Genomic DNA, 18242 nt, shown 5'->3' on the forward strand with positions numbered 1-18242 from the left:
CGGATCATCTGCAACTGCTGGCAACCAATCGGCTCAACATTATCAACTGACTGTTGCACTTGGAACCTGAGGCCGCCCTTCCTCACCTACGCCGCACTGCCGCTGGGGTTGTACCTGGCAGTGTGCCCGGCCGCCTTGTGGCGCACACGCTGGCACCACCGGCTGATGAGCGGGGTGCTGGTCGTCAGCCTGTTCGTGATGCTGTTCGTCGCCGTGGCCGAGTGGCTGTTCTGGGACGAGTTCGGGGTACGCTTCAACTTCATCGCCGTCGACTACCTGGTGTACTCCAAGGAGGTGCTGGACAACATCCGCGAGTCCTACCCGCTACCGACCCTGTTGGGCTGTATTGCCGTGGTTGCGGTGCTGCTTGCCCTGACCCTGCACAAACCACTGGCCCGGGCGCTGGCAGCGCCCAGCGCCAACCTGCGCCAGCGCCTGGGCGGTATTGCGCTGCTGGCAGTGCTAGGCGGGCTGAGCGCGCTGCTGGTCGACCAGCAGTTCCCCCGCGGCCAGGGCGGCAATGCCTACCAGCGCGAGTTGGCCAGTAACGGACCGTATCAGTTCTTTGCCGCGTTCCGTAACAACGAACTCGACTACACCCAGTTCTATCCCAGCCTCGACGCAGCACAAGCCGGTGCGCAGATGCACCAGGAACTGGCCGAGCCCAACGCACGGTTCCAGGCCAGCGAGCCCGAGGACATTCGCCGCCACATCAGCGCCAGCGGCGAGCCACGCAAGCCCAACATCATCCTGGTCACCATCGAGAGCTTCAGCGCCAAGTACATGGGCAGCAACGGCGACCCGCGCAACCTCACGCCCAACCTGGATGCCTTGCGCCGCGAGAGCCTGTACTTCAACAACTTCTATGCCACCGGCACCCGTACCGATCGCGGCCTGGAGGCCATTACCCTGTCGATTCCGCCAACGCCGGGGCGCTCCATTGTCAAACGCATCGGCCGTGAAAGCGGCTACGGCAGCCTCGGCCAGCAACTGGCTGCAGTCGGCTATGACCCCGTGTTCGTCTATGGTGGGCGCGGATACTTCGACAACATGAACGCCTTCTTCAGCGGCAACGGTTACCGCATCGTCGACCAAAGCAGCGTGGATGAAAGCGAAATCGGCTTCAAGAATGCCTGGGGCATGGCCGATGAAGACCTGTATCGGCAGGCGCTGAAACTGGCCGATGCCGACCATGCCAAGCAGCAGCCGTTCTTGCTACAACTGATGACCACCTCCAACCACCGCCCTTATACCTACCCGGACGGCCGCATCGACATCCCCTCGGGCGACGGCCGCGAAGGTGCCGTGAAGTACACCGACCATGCCATCGCCCAGTTCCTGCGCGAGGCCAAGGGCAAGCCGTGGTTTGACAATACGTTGTTCGTCTTCGTCGCCGACCACACCGCCGGTAGCGCCGGCGTGGAAGACTTGCCGGTGAGCAATTACCAGATTCCGCTGTGGATCTATGCACCCAAACTGATCGCCCCGCGCGAAGACGCACAACTGGCCAGCCAGATCGACCTTGCACCGACCTTGCTCGGCCTGCTCAACCTCAGCTACACCTCAACCTTCTTTGGCCGCGACCTGTTGGGTGAGGATGCCTTGCCGCCACGGGTCTTGATCGGCAACTACCAGCACTTGGGGCTGTTCGACGGCAAGGACCTGGCGATCCTCAGCCCACGCGGCGGCATGCGGGTGCACCAGGATGCCTTGGGCAACAGCCGGGAAATGGCAGCCACCAGCGACAACCCGCTGATCCGCCGGGCTATCGCGTACTACCAGAGTGCGGCAAACGACTTCAGCAAAGGGCTGCTGGCCTGGAAACCACAGGATCAAGGTGCGGTGGTAGAACAATAAACCCGTGAGCCAACAACGCGGTATATGGCACCGGCTTTGCCGGTGTTCGCGGGCTTGCCCGCTGCCACAGGGTTAAAGCTGTTTCTGAGGTTTGCAGTGTACTTGTGGGCAAAGCCCCGGCCCTGCAGCCTCATGTGCCCGGCCGGATCGCCCGCCACAATTTGCCGGCAATCGCTACCACCGCCAGTACCACGGCACCGGCCACCACCCCGACAAGACCGTTTAGCAGCGCCCCGGTCAGGGCGCCACCGCGCCCCTCGCTGAACGCTTCGATGGCGTGATGCAGCGGCTCGATGCCATGCACCAGAATCCCACCGCCGACCAAAAACATCGCCGCCGTGCCGATCACCGACAGGCTCTTCATCATGTAGGGCGCAGCCCGCAGGATGCCGTTGCCGACGGCCTGGGTCACGCTAGACGCCTTTTGGGTCATCCACAACCCCAGGTCATCGAGCTTGACGATACCCGCCACCAGCCCGTATACGCCGATGGTCATGACGATGGCGATGCCCGACAGCACGATGATCTGCTGGCTCAGCGGCGCATCGGCCACGGTACCCAGGGTAATGGCAATGATCTCGGCCGACAGGATGAAGTCGGTGCGCACCGCGCCCTTGATCTTGGCCTTCTCGAAGGCCACCAGGTCGACATTGGCATCAGCCACGGCTTCCTTTCGCGCCTTGTGCTGCGCGTCGTCCTCTTCCTTGCTGTGCAAGAACTTGTGCGCCAGCTTCTCGAAGCCTTCGAAGCACAGGTAGGCACCACCGATCATCAACAGCGGCGTCACTGCCCACGGAATGAACGCGCTGATCAGCAGCGCCGCCGGCACCAGGATTGCCTTGTTGACGAATGACCCCTTGGCCACCGCCCACACCACCGGGACCTCCCGCTCGGCACGCACACCGGTAACCTGCTGAGCGTTCAGCGCCAGGTCATCGCCCAGCACACCTGCAGTTTTTTTTGCCGCCACCTTGGTCATTAGCGAGACGTCATCAAGCACCGTGGCGATGTCGTCGATCAGTACCAGTAGACTGCTTCCTGCCATGTTTGCCTGTATCCCGATAAGTGTGTGCCACGGATTCTAGCCCAAAGCCGCTGCCTTGAGCGCCCGTCGAGCCCGGTGCTACCATGCCCGATCCCTCTTAGAGGTGGCCAGACACGAGGAAGATCCCTGACCATGAGCACCATTCGCGAGCGCAACAAGGAACTGATCCTGCGCGCGGCCAGCGAGGAATTCGCCGACAAGGGCTTCGCCGCCACCAAGACCAGCGATATCGCGGCCAAGGCCGGCCTGCCCAAGCCGAACGTGTATTACTACTTCAAGTCCAAGGACAACCTCTACCGCGAGGTCCTGGAAAGCATCATCGCGCCAATCATGCAGGCGTCGACGCCGTTCAATGCCGACGGCGACCCGAAGGAAGTATTGAGTGCGTACATTCGTTCGAAGATCCGCATTTCGCGCGACCTGCCACACGCCTCCAAGGTTTTTGCCAGCGAGATCATGCACGGCGCCCCGCACCTGTCGCCGAACCAGGTAGAGCAGCTGAACGAACAGGCCCGGCACAACATCGAGTGCATCCAGCGCTGGATCGACCGCGGGCAGATCGCCCACGTGGATGCGCACCACCTGATGTTCAGCATCTGGGCGGCGACACAGACCTATGCAGATTTTGACTGGCAGATTTCTGCGGTGACCGGCAAGGCCAAGCTGGCCGACAGCGATTATGACGCGGCAGCCGAGACCATCATCCGCATGGTCTTGAAAGGCTGTGAGCCTGAAGCAGCCTGACAGGGCCAGTGGGGCTGCTTTGCAGCCCAATCGCCGGCAAGCCAGCTCCCACAGGATTTCCACAGTTCCTGATCACTGTGGTGTACCTGTGGGAGCTGGCTTGCCGGCGCTGTGGCCAGATCAGGCCACAGCGATTTAGGCTGCTACACCTGCATCCGCCTTCATACCCACCTCCTCGATTGCACTGATTGCACACTGCTCGTCGATATCCGACGTATCGCCGCTGATCCCTACCGCACCCAGCACCTTGCCGTCCTGATCACGGATCAGCACGCCCCCCGGCGCCGGCACCACCGGCCGCTCGCCCATCCCGTTCAATGCGGCAAAAAACGCCGGCCGTTGCTGCGCATCCAGCGCCAGCAAGCGCGATCCCTTGCCCAGGGCAATCGCCCCCCAGGCTTTGCCAGTGGCCACCTCAGGCCGGATCAGGCTGGCGCCGTCCTCACGCTGAAGCGCCAGCAGGTGCCCGCCGGCATCCAGCACCGCCACGGTCAGTGGCGCGGCATTGATCTTGCGGCCCGCCGCCAGTGCGGCGTTCACCAGGCTGACAGCGACTTTCAGGTTCAAGACGTTCATGGAAAGGTCCTCTTCTTGTTGTGAGAAGCCCTGAGGGCAGTTGAAAACCGATAGGGCAAATAGAACACAACGAAAGGAATTTTTGTATACAATATTTTGAAACGATCGTATGCGATGGCGCAAATAGCCGTTTTCACGGCCGCTCTGACGAATCCTGGCCCACCCGATGAAAACCCATTGACCTGAGCCGCCAGCCGTGAATACACTCTATCGCAAAGCAAGTTGTATACAATTACAAAATCGATGAGGCACAACCCATGAGCAAAATGAGAGCAATCGATGCAGCCGTTCTGGTCATGCGCCGTGAAGGTGTAGATACCGCGTTCGGCATCCCAGGGGCTGCCATCAACCCGTTGTACTCGGCCCTGAAGAAAGTCGGTGGCATCGATCACGTCCTCGCTCGCCACGTCGAAGGTGCCTCGCACATGGCCGAGGGCTACACCCGTGCCAACCCGGGCAACATCGGCGTGTGCATCGGCACTTCCGGGCCAGCCGGCACCGACATGGTCACCGGCCTGTACAGCGCCTCGGCCGACTCCATCCCGATCCTCTGCATCACCGGCCAGGCCCCGCGTGCACGCCTGCACAAAGAAGACTTCCAGGCCGTCGACATCACCAGCATCGTCAAGCCGGTGACCAAGTGGGCAACCACCGTTCTGGAGCCAGGCCAGGTGCCTTACGCCTTCCAGAAGGCCTTCTATGAAATGCGCACCGGCCGCCCAGGCCCGGTACTGATCGACCTGCCGTTCGACGTGCAGATGGCCGAAATCGAATTCGACATCGACGCCTACGAGCCGCTGGCCGTCAACAAGCCGTCCGCCACTCGCGTACAGGCTGAAAAAGCCCTGGCCCTGCTCAACGACGCCGAGCGTCCGCTGCTGGTAGCCGGTGGCGGCATCATCAACGCCGATGCCAGCGACAAGCTGGTCGAGTTCGCCGAACTGACCGGCGTACCGGTAATCCCGACCCTGATGGGCTGGGGCACCATCCCGGACGACCACGCACAAATGGTCGGCATGGTCGGGCTGCAAACTTCGCACCGCTACGGCAACGCCACCCTGCTCAAATCCGACCTGGTGTTCGGTATCGGTAACCGCTGGGCCAACCGCCACACCGGCTCCGTCGATGTCTACACCGAAGGCCGCAAGTTCGTGCACGTCGACATCGAACCGACCCAGATCGGCCGCGTATTCACCCCGGACCTGGGTATCGTGTCCGACGCCGGCAAGGCCCTGGACGTGTTCCTGGAAGTGGCCCGCGAGTGGAAAGCCGCTGGCAAACTGAAAGACCGTGCTGCCTGGCTGGAAGACTGCCAGCAGCGCAAAGCCAGCCTGCAACGCAAGACCCACTTCGACAACGTGCCGGTCAAGCCGCAGCGCGTGTACGAAGAGATGAACCAGGTATTCGGCAAGGACACCACCTACGTCAGCACCATCGGCCTGTCGCAGATTGCCGGCGCGCAGTTCCTGCACGTTTACAAGCCACGCCACTGGATCAACTGCGGCCAGGCCGGCCCGCTGGGCTGGACCATTCCTGCCGCACTGGGTGTAGTAAAAGCAGACCCGAAACGCAAGGTGGTCGCGCTGTCGGGTGACTACGACTTCCAGTTCATGATCGAAGAACTGGCAGTTGGCGCGCAGTTCAATCTGCCGTACGTCCACGTACTGGTAAACAACGCCTACCTGGGTCTGATCCGTCAGGCGCAGCGTGGCTTCGACATGGATTACTGTGTACAACTGGCGTTCGAGAACATCAACTCGACCGACGCCGCCACCTACGGTGTCGACCACGTTGCAGTGGTCGAAGGCCTGGGCTGCAAGGCCATTCGCGTATTCGAGCCGGCTGAGATCGCCCCTGCCCTGCTCAAGGCACAGAAGATGGCCGAAGAGTTCCGCGTGCCGGTCGTGGTCGAAGTGATCCTCGAGCGCGTGACCAACATTTCCATGGGCACCGAGATCAACGCGGTCAACGAGTTCGAAGACCTGGCGCTGGTCGGCAACGACGCGCCAACCGCCATCTCGATGCTGGACTGATCGCCTGACGCCCCCAGGCACGCCCTGGGGGCCTTCAACGCAAGGAGACAACTCATGCCTCGCTTCGCTGCCAACCTGTCCATGCTGTTCACCGAACAGGACTTCCTGGCCCGCTTCAAGGCTGCCGCCGATGCTGGTTTCAGCGGCGTCGAATACCTGTTCCCGTATGACTTCAGCGCTGCCGACATCAAGCAGCAGCTGGAAGCCAACGGCCTGACCCAGGTGCTGTTCAACCTGCCTGCTGGCGACTGGGCCAAGGGTGAGCGCGGTATCACCTGCCACCCCGACCGCATCGAAGAATTCCGTGCCGGTGTCGACAAGGCCATCGAGTACGCCAAGGTGCTGGGCAATACCCAGGTCAACGCCCTGGCCGGCATTCGCCCACAAGGCCCGGACTGCGCCACCGTGCGCAAGACCTTCGTGGAGAACCTGCGCTACGCCGCCGACAAGCTCAAGGCTGCCGGTATTCGTCTGGTCATGGAAATGATCAACACCCGCGACATCCCGGGCTTCTACCTGAACACCACCCAGCAGGCGCTGGAAATCCAGGCTGAAGTGGGCAGTGACAACCTGTTCCTGCAGTACGACATCTACCACATGCAGATCATGGAAGGTGACCTGGCTCGCACCATGGAAACCAACCTGCAGCTGATCAACCACATTCAGCTGGCCGACAACCCGGGCCGTCACGAGCCTGGTACTGGCGAAATCAACTACCGCTTCTTGTTCGAGCACCTGGACCGCATTGGCTACCAGGGCTGGGTGGGCGCGGAGTACAAGCCCAAGACCACCACCGAAGCGGGCCTGGGCTGGCTGAAAACCCATGTGGGAGCGGGCTTGTCCCGCGAAAGCGCCCGCAAAGACACCTCCATTGCCTGACCGATCGCATTCGCGGGGCAAGCCCGCTCCCACAGGGTTTTGTGGCAGCCCCGCAGTCAGGTATCAACAAATATAAGAGGCACATTATCATGGCTAAAATCGGTTTCATCGGCACCGGCATCATGGGCAAGCCCATGGCCCAAAACCTGCAAAAAGCAGGTCACAGCCTGTTCGTTTCCACCCACCACGACGCCGCGCCAGCCGACCTGATCGCCGCCGGTGCAGTGGCCCTGGCCAACCCGAAAGAAGTTGCCCAGGAAGCCGAATTCATCATCGTCATGGTGCCGGACACCCCGCAGGTGGAAGCCGTACTGTTCGGTGAAAACGGCGTTGCCGAAGGCGTGGGCCCGAACAAGGTCGTGATCGACATGAGCTCGATCTCGCCTACCGCCACCAAAGCGTTCGCCGAAAAAATCAAGGCAACCGGCGCAGCCTACCTGGACGCCCCGGTGTCCGGTGGTGAAGTCGGCGCCAAGGCCGCGACCCTGAGCATCATGGTCGGTGGCTGCCCGAAAGCCTTCGAGCGCACCCTGCCGCTGTTCGAAGCCATGGGCAAGAACATCACCCGCGTGGGTGGTAACGGTGACGGCCAGACCGCCAAGGTTGCCAACCAGATCATCGTTGCCCTGAACATCCAGGCCGTGGCCGAAGCCCTGCTGTTTGCCGCCAAGAACGGCGCCGATCCGGCCAAGGTGCGTGAAGCACTGATGGGCGGCTTTGCTTCATCGAAAATCCTCGAAGTGCACGCAGAGCGCATGATCAAAGGCACCTTCGACCCAGGCTTCCGCATCAACCTGCACCAGAAAGACCTGAACCTTGCCCTGCAAGGCGCCAAGGAACTGGGCATCAACCTGCCCAACACCTCCAATGCCCAGCAAGTGTTCAACACCTGCCAGGCCCTGGGTGGCGGTAACTGGGACCACTCGGCGCTGATCAAAGGCCTGGAGCACATGGCCAACTTCTCGATCCGCGGCGACAAGTAAGTTGTAGACCGTACCGGCCTCTTCGCGGCGGTTCGGCGCGAAGAAGCCAACACCGCTGAACCTGCGACCACAGGTTCAGCGGGAGCACCGAGCAACACCCGCCCCTGGTTCGGCCTGCACGGAGGCAGTTCCAGGGGCGTTTTTGGTTTTGCAGAACAACAATAACTGGGAGCCTGCCATGTCGGTCGATCCGCAAAAAATTCTCCGCGAGCTGTTCGACACAGCCATCGCTGCCGCCCACCCCCGCCAAGTCCTCGAACCCTACCTGCCCGCCGACCGTAGCGGCCGGGTCATCGTCATCGGCGCCGGCAAGGCCGCAGCTGCCATGGCCGAAGTGGTCGAGAAAAGCTGGCAGGGCGAAGTTTCCGGCCTGGTCGTGACCCGTTACGGCCACGGTGCCAACTGCCAGAGGATCGAGGTGGTCGAAGCCGCCCACCCGGTCCCCGACGCCGCCGGCCTGGCGGTAGCCAAGCGCGTGCTGGAGCTGGTCAGCAACCTCAATGAAGACGACCGCGTCATCTTCCTGCTGTCTGGCGGTGGTTCCGCCCTGCTGGCACTGCCGGCCGAGGGCCTTACCCTGGCCGACAAGCAACAGATCAACAAGGCACTGCTCAAATCCGGCGCCACCATCGGCGAGATGAACTGCGTGCGCAAGCACCTCTCGGCGATCAAGGGCGGCCGCCTGGCCAAGGCCTGCTGGCCGGCCACGGTCTACACCTATGCCATTTCCGATGTACCGGGCGACCTCGCCACCGTGATCGCCTCTGGCCCCACCGTGGCCGACCCGAGCACGTCGGCTGACGCCCTGGCTATTTTGAAACGCTACAACATCGAAGCGCCCAAAGCAGTCATCGACTGGCTGAACAACCCGGCTTCGGAAACCGTCAAGGCCGATGACCCGGCCCTGGCTCGCAGCCACTTCCAGCTGATTGCCAAACCCCAGCAATCGCTCGAAGCCGCTGCGGTAAAAGCCCGACAGGCAGGTTTCAGCCCGCTGATCCTCGGCGACCTGGAAGGCGAATCACGCGAGGTGGCCAAGGTGCACGCCGGTATCGCCCGGCAGATCGTCCAGCATGGCCAGCCACTGAAGGCACCCTGCGTGATCCTGTCAGGCGGCGAAACCACTGTGACCGTACGCGGCAATGGCCGTGGCGGGCGCAACGCCGAGTTCCTGCTCAGCCTCACTGAAAGCCTGAAAGGCCTCGCGGGCGTATACGCCTTGGCCGGCGACACCGACGGCATCGATGGCTCGGAAGAAAACGCCGGTGCCTTCATGACCCCAGGCAGCTACGCCCGCGCCGAGGCCCTGGGCCTGTCGGCCAGCGACGAGCTGGACAACAACAACGGCTATGGCTATTTCGCCGCGCTGGATGCGCTGATCGTCACCGAACCGACCCGCACCAACGTCAACGACTTCCGCGCCATCCTGATCCTCGAGACTGCCCAATCATGACGCCTGATAAAAAAGTAAAGATCCTCGCCACCCTCGGCCCTGCGATCAACGGCATCGACGACATCCGCCAACTGGTCGAAGCCGGGGTGAACATCTTCCGCCTCAACTTCAGCCACGGCGAACACGCTGACCACGCCCTGCGTTACCAGTGGATCCGCGAAGTGGAGCAGCAACTGAACTACCCGCTGGGTATCCTCATGGACCTGCAGGGGCCGAAGCTGCGCGTGGGCCGCTTCGCTGAAGGCAAGGTGCAGCTGCAACGCGGCCAGGCCCTGCGCCTGGACCTGGACAAGACCCCGGGCGACAGCCGTCGGGTCAACCTGCCACACCCTGAAATCATCGCAGCCCTTGAGCCCGGCATGGACCTTTTGCTGGACGACGGCAAGCTGCGCCTGCGCGTCACCGCCAAGCACAACGACGCCATCGACACTGAAGTGCTGAACGGTGGCGAGTTGTCCGACCGCAAGGGCGTCAACGTACCGCAAGCAGTACTCGACCTGTCCCCGCTCACCGAAAAGGACCGCCGCGACCTGGCCTTTGGCCTGGAACTGGGCGTGGACTGGGTGGCCCTGTCGTTTGTACAGCGCCCTGAGGACATCGTTGAAGCCCGCCAGCTGATTGGCGACCGTGCCTACCTGATGGCCAAGATCGAGAAGCCGTCGGCAGTCGAACAACTGCAAGCCATCGCCGAACTGGCAGACGCAATCATGGTGGCCCGCGGTGACCTTGGCGTGGAAGTGCCGGCCGAAAGCGTGCCGCAAATCCAGAAGCGCATCATCAGCACCTGCCGCCAGCTGGGCAAACCGGTGGTGGTGGCCACGCAGATGCTCGAGTCCATGCGTTTCTCCCCAGCGCCGACCCGGGCCGAAGTCACCGACGTGGCCAACGCCGTGGCCGAAGGTGCCGATGCGGTCATGTTGTCGGCTGAGACTGCCTCGGGTGACTACCCGTTGGAAGCCGTGCAGATGATGAGCAAGATCATACGCCAGGTGGAAAACGGCCCGGACTACCAGGCCCAGCTCGACGTTGGCCGGCCAAAAGCCGAGGCCACCGTGTCGGACGCCATCAGCTGCGCCATCCGCCGCATCAGCGGCATCCTGCCGGTGGCGGTGCTGGTCAACTACAGCGAGTCGGGCGCCTCGACCCTGCGCGCTGCACGCGAGCGGCCACGGGCACCGATCCTCAACCTGACACCGAACCTGAACACCGCGCGCCGCCTCAGCGTGGCCTGGGGCGTGCATTCGGTGGTCAACGACCGCCTGCGTCAGGTGGACGAGGTGGTTTCCACCGCCCTGGAGATTGCCCAGGCGCAAGGCATGGCCAGCCGTGGCGACACGCTGCTGATCACTGCCGGTGTGCCTTTCGGCAAGCCAGGCTCGACTAACACGCTGCGGATCGAGACTTTGATCTGATCCAAAGGCCCTTTCGCGGGGCAAGCCCGCTCCCACAAGTACGCCGCTGTCCCAAGGAAAGCGCTTTACCTGTGGGAGCGGGCCTGCCCCGCGAATGGAGGGCAAAGCCCTCCCCTTGCACCACGACAACAAACCTGCGGAAAAACGAGGCCCAAAGAGGCCCACCGCTCCCCCATCAACCTCACTGACTGCCCCATGTACACCAAAAATTTCGTCAACCCGTGCCCTGACTGGGCCACGGCGTTACTCAACGGCTTCAGCCAGGTGCTGCTGCTGCGCAACCCCCTGTGCGGCCTGTGCTGCCTGCTGGCCATCCTGCTGACCGCGCCCGACCTGGTCGGCGGCGCCCTGCTCGGCGCCCTGGCCGGCCTGCTCACCGCCCAGGCCCGCGGCTACGACCGCGCCGACCGCCAGGCCGGGCTGTACTGCTACAACGGCGTGCTGATCGGCATCCTGATCAGCGCCGTGTTGCCCTGGTCGGTCATGCTGCCGCCGCTGATCATCGCTGCCGGCGGGCTGTCCAGCATCATTACCCACCAGTGGCGCAAGCGCGGCGGCAAACTGCTGATCGCCTACACCGCGCCGTTTGTGCTGCTGGGCTGGGCCACCCTGCTGATCACCAGCCCCGCCCCCAGCGGCTTCGTCGAAGCCGACCCGCTGCAGGCCCTGGCGCGTGGTGTGGGTCAGATCTTCCTGCTCGACCAGCCCTGGGCCGGCTTGCTGATCATTGTCGGCATGTTCATTGCCAACCCCTATGCGGCAATGTGGGCTGTGATCGGCTCGGCCATCGGTGGCGGTGTGGCGCTGCTCGCCGATCAGGCGCAAGGTGCCTGGTTGGGGCTATACGGTTTCAACGCAGCCTTGGCGGCACTGGCCTTCAGCAGACAAGGTGAAAAGCCGTGGGTGACGCTGCTGGCGATTGCCCTGGCCTTGCTGCTGCAACCGCTATTCAAGCTGCTGCCGGTTCCTGGCCTGACCGCGCCCTTTGTCGCCGCCTGTTGGCTGATGCATGTAGCGGGTCACCTAGGTCACAGGACACAGAAAGACAGCTCACATCAATTACCGAACTGACTGGGGGCTGCAGATATCCACTCCGTCTCTGACGGCTGCCTAATGGGGGCTGGATCGGGTGCCGAGGACATCCTCTTTGGTAGGCCCCGGGGCGGAAGTGGGGGCGGTGGCGAGGGCGGAGGTAGAGGATGAAGAGGCTTCGGAAGACGGCGTAGCGCTAGCTGCTCATCGATCTTGCTCTGCAGCGCTAGATTCTGTTCTTGAAGGCGAGCATTGTCCGCTTGAGATCGCTCCAACTGTTTCCGAGTAGCGCCCAGACCAGCAACCTTCGCCACCGTAAACCGTCCATCCTTCCCTTTGGAAATCTCGTATCCAGCATTACCAATACCCAAGCTGTAAGCTTCAGAGCTGTTCTCGAAATATTTCTTCACTCCCGGTTTGAAAGCGCTCGGTATGCCTAAGCGCTTAAACTCAGCAGTTAGCCCAGTTTTCATACTTTTCATCTGACCTGACGGGTCAGAGCTGTTTATCGGATCACCCTCACAATAACAGTAAGCATTCAGCCCACCCTGCCCAAAAGGGCTTAAACCATCCGGGCTGTGAAAGCGCATAAAAATGGGGCTATAAAATCGGTGGCCATTGCCCAGCGCATAGGCTTGCAAGGTACCATCGTGCCTTTCGCCATTGAAACCTACTGAAGGAATCGGCCAATTCAGTGAATACCCATAAGCTGTGTATGACCGTATCCACTTCGCCTGACCACCCTCGACAGCGATTTGCTCGGGTAACTGTCCATTGTTCATTTCATACTCGCCTCATGCCCCCTGACCCTAAGCTATTCTGGTCCAGCCAATCCGATCCGGAAAACTAGCAATTTTAACAGCTCATTCGTTGCAGCCTTGGGCAAAGACCCTCTAGGCTCACTGCTTCGTTTTCGGAACACAAACCATGTCCCCTCCGCTATCCCTGCGCGAACGCCTCTACATCATGGTCTTCCAGACCGACACCGTAGCCGGTCGCCGCTTCGACAAAATCCTCTTGTTGATCATCCTGGCCAGCCTGGTCACTGTCATCCTCGACAGCATTGACGAAGTGCACCAGGGCTACTCCGGCGTGCTGGCGGCCATCGAATGGGGCTTTACTGCCGTTTTCCTGGCCGAGTACATCACCCGCCTGTACTGCTCGCCCAAGCCCTTGCGCTATGCCTTCAGTTTTTATGGCCTGGTCGACCTGCTGGCGATCGTCCCCGGGATCATCGCCCTGTACTACAGCGACGCCCAGTACCTGCTGATCATCCGGGTCATCCGCATGCTGCGGATCTTCCGCGTGCTCAAGCTCAGCCCGTACCTCAAGCAGGCCAACTACCTGATGGAGGCGCTGCGCGGTAGCAAGCAGAAGATCATCGTGTTCCTGGTCAGCGTATCGACCCTGGTAACGGTGTTCGGCACGCTGATGTATGTGATCGAAGGCCCGGAACATGGGTTTACCAGCATCCCCAAAGGCATCTACTGGGCCATCGTCACCCTCACCACCGTGGGCTTTGGCGATATCGTGCCAAAGACGCCGCTTGGGCAGGTGCTGTCGTCGCTGGTGATGATTACCGGTTACTCGATCATTGCTGTGCCGACCGGCATCTTTACCGCCGAACTGGCCAATGCCATGCGCGGGGAGCAGCTGCAGCATGATTGCCCGACGTGTCACAAGAAGACGCATGAGCATGGGGCGGCGTTCTGTTCCCGGTGTGGGAATGGGCTGTTTCCCAAACAATGATGCTGCCTGTACTGGCCCTTTCGCGGGCACGCCCGCTCCCACAGATACCGTGCAATTTTCAGGTTTGTGGTGGTCCTGTGGGAGCGGGCGAGCCCGCGAAGAGGCCGGGACTGGCAACGGCATAACCAAAGTGTTTTTTGTTCTTTATCCCGCTTCAAGCCACCCGCTATAGTCGCTGGCACTCTGCCCCAAAACCCTTCAAGAACAAGGAAGCAACGTGAAAAAACTCTTCACCGCCTCGCTGCTCGCCGCAGGCCTGGCCCTGGGCAACCTCGCCCAGGCCGCCCCCACCCTGCTGAACGTTTCCTACGACGTGATGCGCGACTTCTACAAGGACTACAACCCGGCCTTCCAGAAGCACTGGGAAGCCGAGCACAAAGAGAAGGTCAACGTGCAAATGTCCTTCGGCGGCTCGAGCAAACAGGCGCGTGCGGTAATCGATGGCCTGCCAGCCGATGTCATCACCATGAACATGGCCACCGATATCAACGCCTTGGTCGACAATGGCAAGCTGGTGCCGGATAACTGGGTCACCCGCCTGCCGAACAACAGCGCGCCGTTCACCTCGGCCACTGTGTTCATCGTGCGCAAGGGCAACCCAAAAGCCCTGAAAGACTGGCCCGACCTGCTCAAGGACGGCGTGCAGGTGATCGTGCCCAACCCGAAAACGTCGGGTAACGGCCGCTACACCTACTTGTCGGCCTGGGGCTATGTGCTCAAGCAAGGCGGCGACGAGGCCAAAGCCCGTGATTTCGTTGGCAAGTTGTTCAAACAAGCGCCAGTGCTGGACACCGGGGGCCGTGCCGCCACCACCACCTTCATGACCAACCAGATTGGTGATGTGCTGGTCACCTTCGAGAACGAAGCCGAAATGATCGCCCGCGAGTTTGGCCGCGACCAGTTCGAAGTGGTCTACCCAAGCGTGTCGGCCGAAGCCGAGCCACCTGTCACTGTGGTAGACAAGGTCGTGGCGAAGAAAGGTACCCAGGCTGTGGCCGAGGAATACCTGAAGTACCTGTGGTCGCCAGCAGCCCAGGAGATCGCCGCCAACAACTACCTGCGCCCGCGTGATGCGACGGTACTGGCCAAGTACACCGACCGTTTCCCCAAAGTGGAATTCCTGTCGGTGGAGAAGACCTTCGGTGACTGGCGCACCGTGCAGAAGACCCACTTCAACGATGGTGGCGTGTTCGACCAGATCTATACCGGCCAGTAATTGATGCAGGCAGGTACTGCACAATGCCCGCAGCGTGTGCAGTACCTGTAGGAGCTGGCTTGCCGGCGATAGGGCCAGTTGCTTTGACACACTTCTTCGAACTTTCTTCATCAACCGACAATCAGTTCCTTGAGTAACCCTGCCCCGCTCACCCCGGCCCAAGGAGTACTCCAGTGCTGCGCTTTCTCTCAACCCTGCTGCTCGGCTGCCTGCTGAGCACCCACCTGCTTGCCGCTGACCCCGCCCCCACCGAAGAACAACCCGCCGAACCCGCACCGGTCTTGCAAGGCGGCCTGCTGGGCGCCCTGGCCGACGGCCTGGACAGCGCCGCACAGGAACTCGACCTTGATGCCCATCTGGTTGATGCCTGGCGCCTGCGCACCGACCGCGCCGCCAAGGAAGTCGAGCGCCTGGTTGACCGGCACTCGGCCGACGACTCGCTGCATCTGATCGGCAACTTCATCCTGCTTACCCTGACTTGGGCCGCCAGCTTCGCCGCATTCACCAGCCTCGGCCGGTGGGTCGCCAACCGCGCTTCAGGCAAGCCCTGGCTACGCGAACGCAAGCGCGCCAGCAGCCTGCTCGGCTACTTGCTGCCCTATACCCTGCCGGCATTGGCCAGCTTACCGCTGACACTGTACGCCAGCCGCTTTCTCGACCCGTCGGTAGCGCGCGCACTGGGCCTGAGCCTGGCCTACGCCACCAGCAGCGGCCTGTTCTCGACCTCGATCATCCTGTGCCTGGTGACCCTGTTCGACGCCGGCCACAAACGCGCCGCTGTGGCGGTAATCAAACGCCTGGCCCCCCGCCCGCTGTTCATGATCGGCTTTCTCGCTGCCTGGAGCGATGCCCTGACCAGCCCACAGATTGCCCGCCAGCTTGGCGGCAACATCACCGCCAGCGTCGCCGTGGCCACCGGCCTGATTGCCACCTTCATCTTCGCCAGCCTGGTGGTCCGCCTGCGCCGCCCGGTCGCGCACCTGATCCGCAACCGCGCCTTCAAGGACCGCGTGCAGCATCGCGCGGTGCAGGAAACCCTGCGGATCTTTTCGGTGCTGTGGTATTTGCCGATCCTGCTGATGATCTTGGTGTCGGCCATTCACCTGATCGGCGCCGGCGAAGAAAGCCAGAAAGCATTGCAGAAGGCCTTGCTGACCACAGTGCTACTGGTCTCCACGGTGTTTGTCAGCACACTATTGCAACACCTGCTGGCACCGCGCGACGCAGATGCCGGGCAACGGGTACGGCCCTACAGGGAACTGCTGCGCAGCCTGGCCCACGCGCTGCTGCGCATCGCCATGGCAGTGGCCTTCATCGAACTGCTGGGGCGCATCTGGGGCGTTTCGGTGATCGGCTTTGCGCTAAGCAACAGCCTCGGCCAGGCCATCAGCAATTCGCTGTCGAGTATCGGCCTGATCCTGCTGGTCACCTGGCTGCTGTGGGTGGTGCTCGATACTGCCATTCAGGAAGCGCTCAAGCCTGCGGTGGGGCGGCGCGCATCGCGCCAGCCGAGTACCCGGGTACGGACCATCCTGCCGATGCTGCGCAACGCCATCAAGGTCATCCTCATCGTCATCTGCACCATCACCACCATGGCCAACCTGGGGATCAACGTCGCGCCTCTGCTCGCCGGTGCGGGGGTGATCGGCCTGGCCATCGGCTTCGGCTCGCAGCAACTGGTGCAGGATGTGATTACCGGGTTGTTCATTCTGATCGAGGACACCATTTCCATCGGCGATTGGGTCGTGCTTGACTCCGGCCATGCCGGTACCGTCGAGAGCCTGACGATCCGTACGTTGCGCCTGCGCGATGGCAAAGGCTTTGTGCACTCGGTGCCGTTCGGTCAGATCAAGGCGGTTACCAACCAGTCGCGGCAGTTCGCCTATGCGTTTTTCTCGGTGCAGTTCACCTACGACAGTGATGTGGATGCGTCACTGGCACTTATCCATGAAGTGGGCAAGTCGATCAGCGAAGACCCGCTGCTACGCATCAACCTGCAAGGGCCGCTGCAGGTGTTCGGGGTGGACCGCATGGACCTGAACGGGTTTGTGCTGACGGCGCAGTTCCGCACCATTTCCGGCGGGCAATATGCGGTGAGCCGAGCGTTCAACGAGCGGCTGAAGAAGCGGGTGGACCAGACCGACAACGTCAGTTTTGCCCAGGTGTACCCGCTGCCGCTGCAGGCCCTGGGGGCTTGATGCTGCCAGCACTGGCCCTATCGCCGGCAAGCCAGCTCCCACAGGACCCCACCACATTCAGGGTTGTGCTGCCCCTTGTGGGAGCTGGCTTGCCGGCGATAGGGCCGGTACTGGCAACTTCAGGTCTGGCGGAATACCAAGGCCTTGAGCCCCCCGGCCGGGTCCACATCCGGAAACTCCGGCGGGTTTTCCAGCCGCTCGACAAACGCCAGCGATGGCGCCTGCTCAGCCATCCCCTCGATCAGAAACTCCGGCCCGATCGCCGGGTCGTTGACACACGCCAGCACCGTTCCACCGGCGCTCAGCAACTCTGGCAAACGCCGCAGGATCTTCGCGTAATCCTGGGTCAGCACGAAGCTGCCACGCTGGAAGGTTGGCGGGTCAATGATGATCAGGTCATAAGGCCCGTACTTGCGCACCTTTCCCCACGACTTGAACAGCTCATGCCCCAGATACGCCACCCGCGATGCGTCATGGCCATTGAGGCGGTGGTTGTCCCGACCCCGTGCCAGCGCCGACTTGGCCATGTCCAGGTTCACCACCTGCTCGGCGCCCCCGGCAATCGCTGCTACCGAGAAGCCGCAGGTGTAGGCGAACAGGTTCAGCACGCGCTTGCCCGCCGCCTGCTCGCGCACCCAGCGGCGGCCGTAGCGCATGTCGAGAAACAGGCCGATATTTTGCCGCACGCCCAGGTCCAGCAAGTAGGACAGGCCGTCCTCGACCACCTCACGTTGCTGACACGGCTCGCCCAGCAGCCACTGACCAGGGCTGTCGGGCAAGTAGCGGTGCTGGATGAGGATGGCTTGGCCGGCCCATTGCGGGCACTGGGCCAGGTTGCGCAGCATGGCTTCCAGTTCGGCCAGTTGGCCCTCGGGCAGCTCGCGGAAGAGGGCTACCGAGAGCACGCCTTGCAGCCAGTCGACAGTGACCTGCTCCAGGCCTGCCCAGCAGCGGCCACGGCCATGGAACAGGCGGCGGGTTTCCTGCGGGGCAGGGTCGAGGGCGGCGAGCAGGTGCTGCTCCAAGGTGTGAATCGGGGAAGTCATGGTGGGTCGCAGGCTGGCA

Annotated in this window: 15 protein-coding genes; 11 read left to right on the forward strand and 4 right to left on the reverse strand. The window is 62.2% G+C overall.

What is annotated here, in order from left to right:
- The first annotated feature begins 27 nt into the window (after positions 1–27).
- Positions 28–1857, forward strand: coding sequence for an LTA synthase family protein (locus tag LU684_RS23785; RefSeq protein WP_232895136.1), 1830 nt, complete (start codon positions 28–30; stop codon positions 1855–1857).
- A 130-nt stretch (positions 1858–1987) separates the two neighbouring features.
- On the opposite strand, the gene LU684_RS23790 is transcribed toward LU684_RS23785, so the two are convergent.
- Positions 1988–2902: a DUF808 domain-containing protein gene (locus LU684_RS23790; protein ID WP_016488371.1), complete on the reverse strand. Its 915-nt coding sequence runs from the start codon at positions 2900–2902 to the stop codon at positions 1988–1990.
- A 132-nt stretch (positions 2903–3034) separates the two neighbouring features.
- Here LU684_RS23790 and LU684_RS23795 point away from each other — a divergent pair, with 132 nt between their 5' ends.
- Positions 3035–3646: a TetR/AcrR family transcriptional regulator gene (locus LU684_RS23795; protein WP_010955036.1), complete on the forward strand. Its 612-nt coding sequence runs from the start codon at positions 3035–3037 to the stop codon at positions 3644–3646.
- Positions 3647–3781: 135 nt separating this feature from the next.
- Here the strand turns inward: LU684_RS23795 and LU684_RS23800 are convergent, their stop codons facing one another.
- On the reverse strand, positions 3782–4222 hold the full coding sequence (locus LU684_RS23800) for a GlcG/HbpS family heme-binding protein (protein ID WP_016488372.1): 441 nt from the start codon (positions 4220–4222) through the stop codon (positions 3782–3784).
- A gap of 257 nt (positions 4223–4479) precedes the next feature.
- Between LU684_RS23800 and gcl the strand changes: the two genes are divergently transcribed.
- From gcl to LU684_RS23830, 6 genes are all read left to right on the forward strand, one after another.
- Positions 4480–6255 (forward strand): glyoxylate carboligase, encoded by a 1776-nt coding sequence (gene gcl, locus LU684_RS23805; protein ID WP_016488373.1) that lies wholly within the window; start codon positions 4480–4482, stop codon positions 6253–6255.
- A 54-nt stretch (positions 6256–6309) separates the two neighbouring features.
- Positions 6310–7134, forward strand: coding sequence for a hydroxypyruvate isomerase (gene hyi, locus LU684_RS23810; RefSeq protein WP_016488374.1), 825 nt, complete (start codon positions 6310–6312; stop codon positions 7132–7134).
- An 89-nt stretch (positions 7135–7223) separates the two neighbouring features.
- Positions 7224–8117, forward strand: coding sequence for a 2-hydroxy-3-oxopropionate reductase (locus LU684_RS23815; protein WP_016488375.1), 894 nt, complete (start codon positions 7224–7226; stop codon positions 8115–8117).
- Between the two features lie 178 nt (positions 8118–8295).
- The gene (locus LU684_RS23820; protein ID WP_232895101.1) at positions 8296–9570 is read left to right on the forward strand and encodes a glycerate kinase type-2 family protein; all 1275 of its coding nucleotides are present in this window, start codon (positions 8296–8298) and stop codon (positions 9568–9570) included.
- On the forward strand, positions 9567–10982 hold the full coding sequence (gene pyk / locus LU684_RS23825; protein WP_016488377.1) for a pyruvate kinase: 1416 nt from the start codon (positions 9567–9569) through the stop codon (positions 10980–10982). The genes LU684_RS23820 and pyk overlap by 4 nt, the downstream gene beginning before the upstream one ends.
- 195 nt (positions 10983–11177) lie before the next feature.
- Complete coding sequence (locus LU684_RS23830; RefSeq protein ID WP_016488378.1) at positions 11178–12053, forward strand: urea transporter; 876 nt, start codon at positions 11178–11180, stop codon at positions 12051–12053.
- Here LU684_RS23830 and LU684_RS30835 read toward each other — a convergent pair.
- On the reverse strand, positions 12038–12796 hold the full coding sequence (locus LU684_RS30835; protein ID WP_442964209.1) for an RHS repeat-associated core domain-containing protein: 759 nt from the start codon (positions 12794–12796) through the stop codon (positions 12038–12040). The two genes, LU684_RS23830 and LU684_RS30835, sit on opposite strands and share 16 nt — an antisense overlap.
- A gap of 145 nt (positions 12797–12941) precedes the next feature.
- Between LU684_RS30835 and LU684_RS23840 the strand changes: the two genes are divergently transcribed.
- From LU684_RS23840 to LU684_RS23850, 3 genes are all read left to right on the forward strand, one after another.
- Complete coding sequence (locus tag LU684_RS23840) at positions 12942–13763, forward strand: ion transporter (RefSeq protein ID WP_023048605.1); 822 nt, start codon at positions 12942–12944, stop codon at positions 13761–13763.
- Between the two features lie 217 nt (positions 13764–13980).
- Positions 13981–14979 (forward strand): sulfate ABC transporter substrate-binding protein, encoded by a 999-nt coding sequence (locus LU684_RS23845; protein ID WP_060519363.1) that lies wholly within the window; start codon positions 13981–13983, stop codon positions 14977–14979.
- A gap of 173 nt (positions 14980–15152) precedes the next feature.
- A complete protein-coding gene (locus tag LU684_RS23850; protein ID WP_070086967.1) occupies positions 15153–17177 on the forward strand; it encodes a mechanosensitive ion channel family protein in 2025 nt (674 codons plus the stop codon).
- 119 nt (positions 17178–17296) lie between these two features.
- Here LU684_RS23850 and LU684_RS23855 read toward each other — a convergent pair whose 3' ends face one another.
- Positions 17297–18223, reverse strand: coding sequence for a class I SAM-dependent methyltransferase (locus LU684_RS23855; protein WP_016488382.1), 927 nt, complete (start codon positions 18221–18223; stop codon positions 17297–17299).
- Positions 18224–18242 lie beyond the last annotated feature (19 nt).

It is taken from the genome of Pseudomonas sp. NMI542_15 (genome assembly GCF_021283425.1).
Lineage (GTDB): Bacteria > Pseudomonadota > Gammaproteobacteria > Pseudomonadales > Pseudomonadaceae > Aquipseudomonas > Aquipseudomonas fortuita.

Bases quoted from the DNA above. Each gene is read 5' to 3' on its own strand.
- LU684_RS23790 (WP_016488371.1), bottom strand. From the start codon at position 2,902: ATGGCAGGAAGCAGTCTACTGGTACTGATCGACGACATCGCCACGGTG.
- LU684_RS23795 (WP_010955036.1), top strand. From the start codon at position 3,035: ATGAGCACCATTCGCGAGCGCAACAAGGAACTGATCCTGCGCGCGGCC.
- LU684_RS23800 (WP_016488372.1), bottom strand. From the start codon at position 4,222: ATGAACGTCTTGAACCTGAAAGTCGCTGTCAGCCTGGTGAACGCCGCA.
- gcl (WP_016488373.1), top strand. From the start codon at position 4,480: ATGAGCAAAATGAGAGCAATCGATGCAGCCGTTCTGGTCATGCGCCGT.
- hyi (WP_016488374.1), top strand. From the start codon at position 6,310: ATGCCTCGCTTCGCTGCCAACCTGTCCATGCTGTTCACCGAACAGGAC.
- LU684_RS23815 (WP_016488375.1), top strand. From the start codon at position 7,224: ATGGCTAAAATCGGTTTCATCGGCACCGGCATCATGGGCAAGCCCATG.
- LU684_RS23820 (WP_232895101.1), top strand. From the start codon at position 8,296: ATGTCGGTCGATCCGCAAAAAATTCTCCGCGAGCTGTTCGACACAGCC.
- pyk (WP_016488377.1), top strand. From the start codon at position 9,567: ATGACGCCTGATAAAAAAGTAAAGATCCTCGCCACCCTCGGCCCTGCG.
- LU684_RS23830 (WP_016488378.1), top strand. From the start codon at position 11,178: ATGTACACCAAAAATTTCGTCAACCCGTGCCCTGACTGGGCCACGGCG.
- LU684_RS30835 (WP_442964209.1), bottom strand. From the start codon at position 12,796: ATGAACAATGGACAGTTACCCGAGCAAATCGCTGTCGAGGGTGGTCAG.
- LU684_RS23840 (WP_023048605.1), top strand. From the start codon at position 12,942: ATGTCCCCTCCGCTATCCCTGCGCGAACGCCTCTACATCATGGTCTTC.
- LU684_RS23855 (WP_016488382.1), bottom strand. From the start codon at position 18,223: ATGACTTCCCCGATTCACACCTTGGAGCAGCACCTGCTCGCCGCCCTC.